Raw genomic sequence first — 12,813 nt, 5'->3', positions numbered from 1 at the left:
GTGACTGCCGTGCTCGAACTGACCGACGTCACGATCGTGCGCTCGGGCAAGAAGCTCCTCGACGGGGTGTCGTGGCGTGTGCTGCCCGGAGACCACTGGGTGATCGTGGGTCCCAACGGCGCCGGCAAGACCACGCTCCTGCAGGTCGCCTCCGCCAACATGCACCCGACGTCGGGCACCGCCGAGGTCCTCGGCGAGCGACTCGGCTCCGTCGACGTCTTCGAGCTGCGGCCCCGCATCGGCCACACCAGCTCGTCGATCGCCGAGCGGGTCCCCGGCGACGAGACCGTCACCAACCTCATCCTGTCCGCCGCGTACGCCGTCCTCGGCCGCTGGAACGAGGAGTACGAGGCCGAGGACCACGAGCGCGCCATGGCGATGCTCGCCGAGCTCGGCATCGCCTCGCTCGCCGACCGCACGTTCGGCACGCTGTCCGAGGGCGAGAAGAAGCGCGTGCTCATCGCGCGCGCCCTGATGACCGACCCCGAGATGGTGCTGCTCGACGAGCCGGCCGCCGGCCTCGACGTGGGTGCCCGCGAGGACCTGATCGCCAGTCTCGAGGCGCTCGCCTCCGACAACCGCGGTCCGTCGCTCGTGATGGTGTCGCACCACCTCGAGGAGATCGCCCCCGGATTCACGCATGCGCTGCTGCTATCCCACGGTCGCGTGGTAGCGTCCGGGCCCATCGTCGAGACGCTCACGTCGCAGAACCTCACCGAGGCCTTCGGGCAGCGGCTCGAGGTCACGCACGACGCGGGTCGGTTCTCGGCACGCCGCCCACCGGTGCGGCGTCGAGCCAACTAGGAGGGGCGCATGGACTGGTTCGGGGACGACATCTGGCTCACCTGGGCCGCCCTCGGTGTCGTGGTCGGCCTGATCGAGCTGGCCAGCGGCGAGCTGGTCTTCCTGATGTTCGCGATCGCGGCGTTCGGCGCCGCGGCGGCGGCCGGCCTCGGCGCGCCCATCTCGCTGCAGATGGCGCTCTTCGGCGTCGTGTCCGTCGCGCTGCTGGCCCTCGTCCGTCCCCGCATCGTCTCGCGCCTCTACGACGGCCCGCCGCTGCCGTCCGGCCAGCACGGCCTCGTCGGCCACCTCGCGATCGTCGAGGAGCAGGTCACGCGCCACGCCGGCCGCGTGCTGATCGGCGACGTCTTCTGGACGGCGCGTCCGGTCGACCCCGATGCCATCTACGAACCCGGTGACGAGCTGCTCGTCGCCGCCATCGACGGCGCCACCGCGCGTGTCGTCCGGAAGGAGAGCTGAATGTTCGCCAACGCCGTGCTGGTCTTCCTCGTGCTGCTGGTCCTGCTGCTGGTGGTCGCCGTGGCGATGAGCCTGAAGATCATCCCGCAGAACTTCGCCGGGATCGTCGAGCGGCTGGGCAAGTACCGCACCACGCTGACTCCCGGACCGCACCTGATCGTGCCGTTCATCGACCGCGTGAAGTACCGCGTCGACCAGCGCGAGCAGGTCGTGTCCTTCCCGCCGCAGGGCGTCATCACCGAGGACAACCTGACCGTCGAGATCGACACCGTCATCCTGTTCACCGTCAACAACCCGGTGGCGGCGACCTACGAGATCGTCAACTACATCGAGGGCATCCACCAGCTCACGACCACGACGCTGCGCAACATCATCGGCGGCATGACGCTCGAGCACGCGCTCACCAGCCGTGACCAGATCAACCGGACGCTGAGCGCCGAGCTCGACGCCGCGACGGGCCGCTGGGGCATCAAGGTCAGCCGGGTTGAGCTCAAGAGCATCGATCCGCCGCCCACGATCATCGACGCGATGGAGAAGCAGATGCGCGCCGAGCGTGACAAGCGCGCGGCGATCCTCACCGCCGAGGGCGAGCGCCAGTCCGCCATCCTGACCGCCGAGGGCGAGAAGCAGGCCGCGATCCTGTCGGCCGAGGGCCAGAAGCAGGCCGCGATCCTCAAGGCCGAGGGCGAGAAGCAGGCCGCCGTGCTGACCGCGCAGGGCGAGGGCCGGGCCATCGAGACCGTCTTCCAGGCGATCCACGACGGCAACCCGGACCAGAAGCTGCTGTCCTACCAGTACCTGCAGACGCTGCCGAAGATCGCGCAGGGCAACAACGCCTCGACGTGGATCATCCCGGCCGAGGTCACTGCGGCGCTCAGCACGATCGGCAACGTCGTCGGCTCGATCCCGGTCGACGGCGGCGGCTCGCGCAAGCGGGTCGACCTCGACGAGCCCGTCGCCAGCGAGACCAGCGCGCCGGCCGAGACGAGCACCGCCGTCGAGGAGGCCATCCGCGCCGCCAAGCAGGCCGAGTCGCCCGTCTCGACCCAGGACGAGCCGCCGACGGACCAGCCGCCGACGGCCTGAGCCCGCTTGGGCGCTCTTGTCAGGGTGGGGGCATGAGTCGCCCCCGGATCATCGTGCTCGGTGCGGCCGTGCTGCTCACGGTCGCGACCGTCGTGGCCTGGCTGCTCGTCGACCGATCGGAGGACGACCCGGTCAGCGGCCCGCCGGCCAAGGCGGCCCAGGAGGTCCCGCTGGCGGACGGCTCGACCACCGAGCCGGACGAGGACTGGGTGGCCGAGACGGCCGCGAGCCGGCAGATCCCCGTCCGCGCGATGCAGGCTTATGCCCGCACCGAGATCGCCCAGCGCGAGGCGCAGCCGCAGTGCCGGCTGTGCTGGAACACCCTCGCCGGCGTCGGCTCGGTGGAGTCCGCCCACGGCACCTTGGGCGGGGCCGGGCTCGACGCCGCGGGCGTGCCCAGCAAGCGCATCATCGGCCCGCCGCTCAACGGCGAGAACGGCACGCGGGCTATCGAGGCGACGAAGGAGTCGACCGCACTCCACGGCGACGACACGTGGGACCGCGCGGTGGGCCCGTTCCAGTTCCTCACGTCCTCGTGGGAGCAGTACGGCGCGGACGCCGACGGTGACGGCCGCGCCGATCCGCACGACATCGACGACGCCGCGCTCGGCGCGGCGCGCCACCTGTGCGACCGCGACAGGGACCTGACCGGGGACGACTGGGTCCGTGCGGTCTTCGCGTACAACAACTCGATGGCGTACGTCGACAAGGTGCGCGGGATCGCCGACAGCTACGCGAAGTAGCTGCCGGCGCCGCTGCTCAGTGCTGCCAGGTGCCGTGGATGATCGCGCGGCCCAGCGTCTTGAACGCCAGGTTGAAGCCGACGACGGCGGGGGAGGCGGACGCGTCCACGCCCAGCGTCTCCTCGCCGACGGCGTGCACGACGAAGAAGTAGCGGTGCGGCTGGTCGCCCTCCGGCGGCGCTGCGCCCATGAAGTTGAGGCCGCCGCCGTCGTTGCGCACGTGGAAGGCGCTCCCCGGCAGGCTCTCGTCGCTCGCGCCGGCGCCTGTGGGCAGCTCGGTCACGTCGGCGGGAATGTCCACCGCGACCCAGTGCCAGAAGCCCGAGACGATCGGGGCGTCCGGGTCGAAGCACGTCACGACGAACGACTTGGTGCCCTCGGGCGCTCCGCTCCACGCCAAGTGCGGCGACGTGTCGCCGTGGGCGTTGACCTGGTCGGGCTTGAGCGGCTGGCCGTCCGTCACGTCGTCGCTGACGACGGTGAACGAGGCCGCCGCGGGCAGCAGCGGGTACGGATCGGGAGTCACGGGTCGGTCGAGGCTCATGCCCCCTAACCTAGTGCGGTGGCCGACCTCATCGCAGTGCAGGAACCGGGCGACGAGCGGTTGCGCGATTACCTGGACCTGCGCGACGTCCAGCTGCGCCAGAGCGTCGAGCACGAGCGCGGCATCTACATCGCCGAGGGCGCCAAGGTGATCGAGCGGGCGGTCGCCGCGGGCCACGAGCCCAAGTCGCTGCTGCTCGCGCCGCGCTGGCTCGACACCCTGGCCGACGTCCTCGAGGGGACCGACGCGCCGGCCTACGTGCTGGACGAGAAGACGATCGAGCGGGTGACCGGCTTCCACGTGCACCGCGGTGCGCTGGCGGCGATGCACCGGCCGCTCGAGCGCGCCGTCACGGACGTCCTGGCGTCCGCGACCCGTGTCCTGGTCGCCGAGGACCTGGTGGACCACACGAACATCGGCGCGATCATGCGGAACGTGGCCGCGCTCGGCTTCGACGCCGTGCTGCTGTCGCCGCGCTGCGCCGACCCGCTCTACCGGCGATCGATCAAGGTGGCGATGGGCGCCGTGTTCTCGCTGCCGTGGGCCCGGATCGACGACTGGTACGGCCTGCCCGCCCTGCTGCGCGAGCACGGCTTCACGACCTACGCGATGACGCTCGCCGACGACGCGGTGCCGATCGACGAGGTCGTCCCCGCCGAGCGTTCGGCCGTCATCGTCGGCTCCGAGGGTCCGGGACTGAGCGACCACTGGCAGCGCGCGTCCGACCACCGCGTCATCATCCCGATGGCGGCGGGCATCGACTCGCTCAACGTCGCCGCCTCGACCGCGATCGCCTGCTGGCAGTTCCGCCGCTGACCCGCTGAGTTGCACGTTGCGCCCGCGACACGCCGTCTGCGAGCGGCGGAACGTGCAACTCAGCGGGGAAGGTCAGTCGGCGTCGGGCTCCTCGCCGACGGGCCAGTCGTCGGGGTAGTCGTCGGCGAGCTGCCGGTGCTGCTTGTACAGCTTCTTGCGCGCCTTCTCGGGCACGCGGTCGCCGAAGACCGTGCCGAAGAGGTGGTCGGTCTCGTGCTGCAGGCAGCGCGCCAGCAGGCCCGTGCCCTCGAACTCGACCGGCTCGCCGTGCTGGTTGACGCCGGTGACCCACGCGTGGTCGGGACGCCCGCACTCGGTGAACGCGCCCGGGAGCGAGAGGCAGCCCTCGTCGTGGACGTCGAGCCGGCGTGCGTCGCCCTCGGGCAGGCGCAGGACGGGGTTGCAGACGACGCCGGTGATCCGCTGCTGGTCGGCGTCGGGGCAGTCGAACACGAAGACCTTGAGGTCCACGCCGACCTGGTTGGCGGCGAGGCCGACGCCCTCCGCTGCGTACATCGTGGCGACCATGTCCGCCACGAGCTCCTGGAGCTCGTCGTCGAACTCGGTCACGTCGCGCAGCTCGCGGTGCATGACGGGCGTGCCCCAGCGCGTGATCGGGCGGACGGAGCCCCCGCTCGGCAGGGGACGGGACTGGTCGGCGGAGGGCGTTTCAGGCACGCCTCAGAGTAACGAAGGAATCGACACGCCGAAGCACTGGCAACGGGAGTCCCAGTCAGATACCATCGGTATGTGAAACTGTAAACGACAGTTTCCACATCGTATCGAGGGAGTGAACGTGGCGGGCAACGACCCCATGGCCTACGGACTGCGCGTGCTGAACAAGCTGGCCTCGTCCGACAAGCTCGACAGGCTCGGTCTGCGCAGGTTCGCCGAGCGCGCGGTCCACAGTGGCACCCGGAGCGGGTTCCAGGCGATCGGCGCCGCGCAGCGCACGTTCACCAAGGTCGCCGGCGGCGGCCAGGGTGACCGACCGGCCGCGAGCCAGCCCTCCGGCGTCTTCGACCTGACGCCCACCGAGGACCAGCAGATGATCGTCGAGGTCATCTCCGAGTTCGCCGCCGAGGTGCTGCGCCCCGGTGCCGAGGCGGCCGAGCAGGCGGACGACACCCCCAAGGAGGTGCTCGCCCAGACCGGCGAGTTCGGCCTCTCGCTGATCAACATTCCCGAGTCGCTCGGCGGCCTGGCCGAGGAGCGCTCGGCCGTGACCGGCGTCCTCGTGGCCGAGGCGCTCGCCCACGGCGACATGGGCCAGGCCGTGGCCTGCATGGCGCCCTCGGCCGTCGCGACCGCGATCTCGCTGTGGGGCACCGAGGGCCAGCAGCAGACCTACCTGCCCGCGTTCACCGAGGGCGACGTCCCGACCGCCGCCCTCGTCGTGGCCGAGCCGCAGCCGCTGTTCGACCCGTTCGCCCTCCAGGCCGTCGCGAAGCGCGACGGCTCCGGGTGGGTCCTCAACGGCCTCAAGTCCGGCGCGGTGCGCGGTGCCGAGGCCGAGCTGTTCGTGGTCGCGGCGGACGTCGAGGGCCGCGGTCCGTCGATGGTCATCGTCGAGGCGAACGCCGACGGCCTCGCCGTCGCGCCCGACCCCGGAATGGGCCTGCGCGCCGCGGGCCTGTCGCGCCTGCAGCTGACCGACGTGCGCGTCGAGGCGGACGCGATCCTGGGCTCGGCCGCCGACTACCGCGACATGATCCGGCTCTCGCGCATCGCGTGGGCGGGACTGGCGCTGGGCACCGCGAAGTCCGTCCTCGAGTACGTCAAGGAGTACGTCGTCACCCGCGAGGCGTTCGGCGAGCCCATCGCCCACCGCCAGGCGGTCGCGTTCACGGTCGCCGACATGGCGATCGAGCTCGAGGGCATGCGCCTCGTCACGCTCAAGGCCGCCTCCCGCGCCGAGCGCGGCTCGGACTACGCCCGCGAGGCCGCGCTGGCCCGCCGCCTCTCGTCGGAGTACGGCATGAAGATCGGCACCGACGGCGTGCAGATGCTCGGTGGCCACGGCTTCGTCAAGGAGCACCCGGTGGAACGGTGGTACCGCGACCTGCGGGCCGTCGGCGTGATGGAAGGAGCGGTCCTCGTCTGAGGACGGAAGCGATCATGATCTACCTCGACACTCCCAAGAAGTTCCGCGGGTTCGTCCAGCAGGCGCACGACGTCGCCAAGGAGTTCCTGCGCGCCAATTCGCGCAAGTACGACCTCGCCGAGCACAGCTACCCCAAGGAGCTCGACCTCCTGGCCTCGCTGATCGACGGCATGAACGAGTCCGGCACCGGCACGGGTGCCGGCGCGGCGGGCGTCCGCGTCAAGGAGTCCGCGAAGGACAAGACCGGCGTCCGCAACGGCTCCAACATGTCGTCGGTGCTCTCGGTCATCGAGATGTGCTGGGGCGACGTCGGCCTGCTGCTGTCGATGCCGCGCCAGGGCCTGGGCAACTCGGCCATCGCGTCGGTCGCCACCGACGAGCAGCTCGAGCGGTTCAAGGGCACGTGGGCGTCGATGGCGATCACCGAGCCCAGCTTCGGCTCGGACTCGGCCGCCATCAAGACCACCGCCACGAAGGACGGGGACCACTACGTCCTCAACGGCGAGAAGATCTTCGTGACGTCGGGCGAGCGCTCCGACTCCGTGGTCGTGTGGGCCACGCTCGACAAGGACCTCGGCCGCGCGGCGGTCAAGTCGTTCGTCGTCCCGAAGTCGCTGCCGGGCATCCGCGTCGAGCGGCTCGAGCACAAGCTGGGCATCCGCGCGTCGGACACCGCCGTGATCGTGCTCGACAACTGCCGGGTTCCGGCCGAGAACCTGCTGGGCAGCCCCGAGATCGACACGAAGCAGGGCTTCGCCGGCGCGATGGCCACGTTCGACAACACGCGGCCGCTCGTCGCCGGCATGGCCGTCGGCTGCGCGCGCGCCTCGCTCGAGGTCATGCGCGACCTCATCGAGCAGGCGGGCATGACGATCGACTACGACCGCTCGCCGGCCACCCAGCCGCACGCCGTCGCGACGTTCCTGCAGATGGAGGCCGACTGGGAGGCCGCGCTGCTGCTGACGCTCGAGGCCGCCTGGATGGCCGACAACCGGCAGGCCAACTCGCTGCAGGCCTCGATGGCCAAGGCGAAGGCCGGCCGCTCGGGCAACCAGATCACGCTCAAGTGCGTCGAGCTCGCGGGCTCGCTGGGCTACAGCGAGACCGAGTTCCTCGAGAAGTGGGCGCGCGACTCGAAGATCCTCGACATCTTCGAGGGCACTCAGCAGATCCAGCAGCTCATCGTCGCGCGCCGACTGCTGGGCCTGAACAGCTCGCAGCTGAAGTGACCCGGCCGGGCCGCGATCAAGGCCGCAGGAGGGCCTTGATCGCGGTCCGCTCGTCCATCGCCCGGTAGGCGTCGGCGACCTCGTCGAGTCCGAAGGTCCGGTCGAACACCGCGCCGGGCTTCAGGTCGCCGGACAGCACCTCGGGGACCAGCTCGTCGAGGTAGTTGCGCACGGGCGCGACACCGCCGGCGAGGGCCTGGTTGCGGCCGAACATGGCGGGCACGTTGAGCTCGACGCCGTGGGGCACGCCCACGTAGCCGACCGTGCCGCCGGGGCGCAGCGACAGGAACGCCTGCTTCATCGAGTCGCCCGTGCCCACGCACTCCAGGACCGCGTCGGCGCCGATCCCGTCGAGGATCTCGCGCACCTCGGCCGCGCCCTCCTTGCCGCGCGTGGCGACGATGTGGTCGGCGCCGAACTGCGTGGCCAGGCGCTGACGGTCCTCGTGGCGGGACATCGCGACGACGGTGGCCGCCCCGAGCCGCTTGGCCGCCAGCACCGCGGAGAGGCCGACCGCGCCGTCGCCGACGACCGCGACGGTCGAGCCGGCCTTCACACCCGCGGCGACGGCCGCGTGGTGGCCCGTCGGGAAGACGTCGGTCAGCGCGAGCAGGTGCGGCAGCAGCTGGTCGTCGACCTCGCCGGGGACGGACACGAGGGTGCCGTCGGCCTGCGGGACGCGGACCAGCTCGGCCTGGCAGCCGGTGTAGCCGCCACCGTTGACGCACGAGGTGTGCACGCCGTTGCGGCAGTGCGCGCACGTGTTGTCGCTGTACATGAACGGGGCGATGACGAAGTCGCCGACGGAGAGGCCCGAGACGTCGCTGCCGACGCTCTCGACGATGCCGACCTGCTCGTGGCCGATCTGGTGCGGCTCCGTCTGCGGCTTGTTGAGGCCGCGGTAGGGCCACAGGTCGCTGCCGCACACGCAGGCCGCGACGACGCGGACGATCGCGTCGGTGTCGGCCGCGAGCACGGGATCGGGCAGCGTGTCGAGTCGGATGTCGCCGGGGGAGTGAAGGACGGTAGCGCGCATGCGTGCAAGGATGGCAGACATGAGTGAGAAGCCCGAAGTCGATTTCACCCCCGGCCCCGCGCCCACCGAGCTGGTCATCGAGGACATCACGGTCGGTGAGGGCGACGAGGCGGTCCCCGGCGGAGTCGTCGACGTCCACTACGTGGGCGTGGACTTCGAGACCGGCGAGCAGTTCGACTCGTCCTGGGACCGTGGCCAGTCCGCCCGCTTCCCGCTGCCGCAGTTGATCGGCGCCTGGCAGCAGGGCATCCCCGGCATGAAGGTCGGCGGCCGCCGCAAGCTGGTCGCCCCGCCGGAGCTCGCCTACGGCCCCGCCGGCGGCGGACACCGCCTCTCCGGCCGCACCCTGGTCTTCGTGATCGACCTGCTCGGCGTCGGCTGAGCCCAACCCGTCAGATCTCTCGGCCCAGCTCGTCCAGCGCCCTGCTGACGCGCTGGGCCGAGATCGGTCCCACGGCGCGCAGCTCCTGCGCGAACGTGCTGACCCGCAGCTCCTCGAGCATCCACCGCACCCGCTGGACCGGCGCGGAGAGGCGCTGCCACGGACGCAGGTCCTTCGTGAGCTCGTGGAAGCGGGCCTCGAGGTCCCACACGGGGCCCGGGTCCTTCGGCGAGGTCAGCCGCTTGGCGGCCGCCCGCAGGTAGACCTGCAGCCGGCCGACCTGGTCGGCGCCCATGTCCCGGATGAACCCGGGGTGGACGAGCCACGAGACCTGCACGCGCACGTCCTCGCCGGCCTCGTCGCTGCCCGGCGCGAGGTCGCCCAGCGCCTGCAGCGCCGCGATCGCCTGGCGCACGATGCGCTCGGCCAGCGGCACCGCGTCCGCGCGCGCCTTCTCGCGCAGCGCCCGGTACGCGGCCTCGTCCCAGACGGGACCGCCGTGCTGCACCACGAGGTGGTCCAGCGCGGCCAGCCACGACTCCTCGATGACCGCGGCGGCGTCGCCCTGCGGCGACGTGGCCAGCAGCAGCTTGTCCTGCAGCGAGAGCGACCGCCCGATCGTGGTGACGGGCGAGCCGGTCGACAGGGCGATCAGGCGCGCCTGCCCACGTGTGGACGCGACCTGCTGCTCGGCCGGGGTGCGCAGCACGCGCAGCGCCACGCTGTCGCCCTCGTCGACGACGGCGGGGTAGCCGGTGACCTGGCCGGCCGTCAGCGTGCGGTCGAGGTCGCCGAAGTCCCAGTCCTTGATCCCGGTGCGCTCCTCGCGCTGGGCGCGCTGGCGCAGGTCGCGGCGCAGCCGCGGCTCGAGCTCGGTGCGCAGCGCCTCGAGGTCCTTGCCCTGCGCCAGCTCCTTCTCGCCGTCGACGACGCGGAACGTGGGCCGCAGGTGCGCGGGCAGGCCGGCCGGGTCGATCAGCCGGCGGTCCACCTCGAGGGCGCGGGCCAGCTCGGAGCGCAGCTCGTTCGCCGGGTCGAGCCGGGGCAGGACGCGCTCGGCCGTCTGGGCGGCGGGCGCGAACCGGCGGCGCTCGGCCTTGGGCAGTCCGCGGATGAGCTCGGTGACCAGCTCGAGGCGTCGGCCGGGGACGCCCCAGGCGAACTCGTCGGCGTCGATCGTGAGCAGGTCGTCGACGGGCACGGTGATCGTGATGCCGTCGTCCGCGGCCTGCGGGTCGAACCGGTACGACACGTCGAACGTCGCGTCGAAGTCGGCGCTCTGCGAGGTCCACTCGGTGGGGAACGCGTCGGCGTCGACGCTCTGCTCGAACAGGTCGTCGGTGAAGTCCAGGACCGACTTGTCGGGCTGCTTCTTCCACCACGCGTCGAAGTGCCGGACCGAGACGATGTCGGCGGGGATGCGCGCGTCGTAGAAGTCGACGAGGGTCTCGTCGTCGACGCGGATGCCGCGGGTGCGCACGCGCTCCTCGAGCTCCTCGACCTTCGCGAGGCGGTCCTGGTTCCGCTTCCAGAACCGGTGGTGCGTGCGCCACTCGCCGCCGACGAGGGCGTGGCGGATGAACAGCTCGCGGGCGAGCGGCGCGTCGTGCTTCGAGAGCATCACGGTCCGGTCGACGACCACGGGGATGCCGTAGAGGGTGGATCGCTGCGTGGCGACGGCCGCACCGCGGCGAGCCGACCAGCGCGGCTCGGCGTACTGGTGCTTGAGCAGGTGCCCGGCGGCCTTCTCGATCCACTCTGGGTCGACGCGGGCGTTGTCCCGCGCCCACAGCCGCGAGGTCTCGACGAGCTCGCCGGCCATGATCCAGCGCGGCGGCTTCTTCGCCAGCCCCGAGCCGGGGAAGACGGCGAACCGCGCGCCGCGCGCACCGAGGTACTCCCGGCCCTCGGGATCGCGCAGGCCCACGTGCGAGAGCAGGCCGTGCAGCAGCGCCTGGTGGATGGCGTCGGCGTCGGGCTCGGTGCGCACCTTGCCGGGCTTGAGGCCGAGCTCGCGCACCGTGCGCCGCAGCTGGGCGTTGACGTCGGCCCACTCACGGACGCGCAGGTAGTGCAGGAACTCGTCGTGGCACATGCGGCGGAACTTGGTGTGCGAGAGGGCGTCGCGCTGCTCCTGCAGGTACCGCCACAGCGCCAGCAGCGAGAGGAAGTCCGAGTCCGGCTGGGCGAACCGCTTGTGCTGCAGGTCGGCGGCCTGCTGCTTGTCGAGCGGCCGCTCGCGCACGTCCTGGATGGAGAGGCCCGCGACGATCACGAGGACCTCGGGCAGGACGCCGAGCCGGTCGGCGGCCAGGACCATGCGGGCGTGCCGCGGGTCGAGCGGCAGCCGCGACATCGTGCGGCCGACCTTGGTGAGGCGGTCGCCGCCGTCGCGGCGCGGGGCGAGGGCGCCCAGCTCGCGCAGGAGGGTGAGACCGTCGGCGACGGCGCGGTGGTCGGGCGCGTCGAGGAAGCCGAACTCGCGGATGTCGCCGAGCTCGAGCGCCGCCATCTGCAGCATGACGCTGGCCAGGTTGGTCCGCAGGATCTCGGGATCGGTGAACTCGGGGCGGGACTCGAAGTCCTCCTCGTCGTACAGCCGGATGCAGATGCCGTCCGCGACGCGGCCGCAGCGACCGGCGCGCTGGGCGGCGCTGGCCTGCGAGATGCGCTCGATGGGCAGGCGCTGGACCTTCAGGCGGGCGCTGAACCGCGAGATCCGCGCCAGGCCGGGGTCGACCACGAAGCGAATGCCCGGGACGGTGATCGAGGTCTCGGCGACGTTGGTGGCCAGGACGATGCGCCGGCGCGGGCCGGTCTGGAAGACGCGCTGCTGCTCGTGTGCCGCGAGGCGGCCGTAGAGCGGCACGACGTCGCCCAGGCCCTTGCCCTCGAGGACCTCGGCGGTGTCGCGGATGTCGCGCTCGCCGGGCAGGAAGACCAGCACGTCGCCGTCGCGAGGCAGCTCGCGGACGGCGCTGACGATGCCGTCGATGACGTCGTCCTCGCGGTCGAGCGGGCGGTAGCGGACCTCGACGGGGTACGTGCGGCCGCTGACCTCGATGACGGGGACGGGGCGATCGGGCGTCGCGAAGAGGTCGGCGAACCGCTCGACGTCGATCGTGGCGGACGTGATGACGACCTTGAGGTCGGGCCGGCGGGGGAGCAGGTCGCGCAGGTAGCCCAGCAGGAAGTCGATCGCCAGGGACCGCTCGTGCGCCTCGTCGATGATGATCGTGTCGTAGCGCTCGAGTCGGCGGTCGTGCTGCAGCTCGGTCAGCAGCAGGCCGTCGGTGACGAGTCTGATGACGGTCTCGGGCCCGGATCTGTCGTCGAAGCGCACCGCGTAGCCGACCTCGGCGCCGAGCTCGACGTCGCACTCCTGCGCGATGCGGGCGGCGACGGAGCGCGCGGCGATGCGGCGCGGCTGCGTGTGGGCGATTTTGGTGCGGCCGAGCTCGGCGGCGATCTTCGGCAGCTGCGTCGTCTTGCCCGAGCCGGTCTCGCCGGCGATCACGACGACCTGGTGGTCGCGCATCGCGTCGCGGATCTCGTCGTGGCGGGCCGCGATCGGCAGGGCCGGGTCGAACTCGAGTCTCATCGTCTCCAT

The 12,813-nt window shown here is 71.7% G+C and carries 12 protein-coding genes; 8 read left to right on the top strand and 4 right to left on the bottom strand.

From position 1 onward, the window contains the following. Genes AB3M81_RS04650 through AB3M81_RS04635 form a run of 4 tightly spaced genes read left to right on the top strand, consistent with a single transcriptional unit; the run spans position 1 to position 3,092 of the window. Positions 1 to 804, top strand: a complete 804-nt coding sequence (locus tag AB3M81_RS04650) for an ABC transporter ATP-binding protein (RefSeq protein WP_412902736.1) — start codon at positions 1 to 3, stop codon at positions 802 to 804. Positions 805 to 813: 9 nt separating this feature from the next. Then, a complete protein-coding gene (locus tag AB3M81_RS04645; protein ID WP_412902735.1) occupies positions 814 to 1,263 on the top strand; it encodes an NfeD family protein in 450 nt (149 codons plus the stop codon). Further along, positions 1,264 to 2,349 carry an SPFH domain-containing protein gene (locus AB3M81_RS04640; protein WP_412902734.1) on the top strand — a complete coding sequence of 362 codons (1,086 nt, stop codon included), beginning with the start codon at positions 1,264 to 1,266 and terminating at the stop codon, positions 2,347 to 2,349. 32 nt (positions 2,350 to 2,381) lie between these two features. Next, complete coding sequence (locus AB3M81_RS04635) at positions 2,382 to 3,092, top strand: lytic transglycosylase domain-containing protein (protein ID WP_412902733.1); 711 nt, start codon at positions 2,382 to 2,384, stop codon at positions 3,090 to 3,092. Between the two features lie 16 nt (positions 3,093 to 3,108). On the opposite strand, the gene AB3M81_RS04630 is transcribed toward AB3M81_RS04635, so the two are convergent. After that, positions 3,109 to 3,636, bottom strand: coding sequence for a YbhB/YbcL family Raf kinase inhibitor-like protein (locus AB3M81_RS04630; protein ID WP_412902732.1), 528 nt, complete (start codon positions 3,634 to 3,636; stop codon positions 3,109 to 3,111). Between the two features lie 18 nt (positions 3,637 to 3,654). On the opposite strand from AB3M81_RS04630, the gene AB3M81_RS04625 reads away from it, so the two are divergent. After that, on the top strand, positions 3,655 to 4,452 hold the full coding sequence (locus AB3M81_RS04625; protein ID WP_412902731.1) for a TrmH family RNA methyltransferase: 798 nt from the start codon (positions 3,655 to 3,657) through the stop codon (positions 4,450 to 4,452). Positions 4,453 to 4,524: 72 nt separating this feature from the next. Here AB3M81_RS04625 and def read toward each other — a convergent pair whose 3' ends face one another. Next, positions 4,525 to 5,130: a peptide deformylase gene (gene def, locus AB3M81_RS04620; protein ID WP_412902730.1), complete on the bottom strand. Its 606-nt coding sequence runs from the start codon at positions 5,128 to 5,130 to the stop codon at positions 4,525 to 4,527. Positions 5,131 to 5,248: 118 nt separating this feature from the next. Here def and AB3M81_RS04615 point away from each other — a divergent pair, with 118 nt between their 5' ends. Continuing rightward, a complete protein-coding gene (locus AB3M81_RS04615; protein ID WP_412902729.1) occupies positions 5,249 to 6,556 on the top strand; it encodes an acyl-CoA dehydrogenase family protein in 1,308 nt (435 codons plus the stop codon). 14 nt (positions 6,557 to 6,570) lie between these two features. Continuing rightward, positions 6,571 to 7,785, top strand: a complete 1,215-nt coding sequence (locus AB3M81_RS04610; RefSeq protein ID WP_412902728.1) for an acyl-CoA dehydrogenase family protein — start codon at positions 6,571 to 6,573, stop codon at positions 7,783 to 7,785. A gap of 16 nt (positions 7,786 to 7,801) precedes the next feature. Here the strand turns inward: AB3M81_RS04610 and AB3M81_RS04605 are convergent, their stop codons facing one another. Further along, complete coding sequence (locus tag AB3M81_RS04605) at positions 7,802 to 8,821, bottom strand: zinc-dependent alcohol dehydrogenase family protein (RefSeq protein ID WP_412902727.1); 1,020 nt, start codon at positions 8,819 to 8,821, stop codon at positions 7,802 to 7,804. A 19-nt stretch (positions 8,822 to 8,840) separates the two neighbouring features. Here AB3M81_RS04605 and AB3M81_RS04600 point away from each other — a divergent pair, with 19 nt between their 5' ends. Next, the gene (locus AB3M81_RS04600) at positions 8,841 to 9,203 is read left to right on the top strand and encodes an FKBP-type peptidyl-prolyl cis-trans isomerase (protein WP_412902726.1); all 363 of its coding nucleotides are present in this window, start codon (positions 8,841 to 8,843) and stop codon (positions 9,201 to 9,203) included. Positions 9,204 to 9,213: 10 nt separating this feature from the next. On the opposite strand, the gene hrpA is transcribed toward AB3M81_RS04600, so the two are convergent. Next, positions 9,214 to 12,804 carry an ATP-dependent RNA helicase HrpA gene (hrpA, locus tag AB3M81_RS04595; RefSeq protein WP_412902725.1) on the bottom strand — a complete coding sequence of 1,197 codons (3,591 nt, stop codon included), beginning with the start codon at positions 12,802 to 12,804 and terminating at the stop codon, positions 9,214 to 9,216. Positions 12,805 to 12,813 lie beyond the last annotated feature (9 nt).

Origin of the sequence: Aeromicrobium jepli (assembly GCF_047246605.1) — a bacterium.
Classification (GTDB): domain Bacteria; phylum Actinomycetota; class Actinomycetes; order Propionibacteriales; family Nocardioidaceae; genus Aeromicrobium.
Note: the sequence above shows the minus strand (reverse complement) of the source record. Positions and strands in the feature narration are given on the sequence as shown.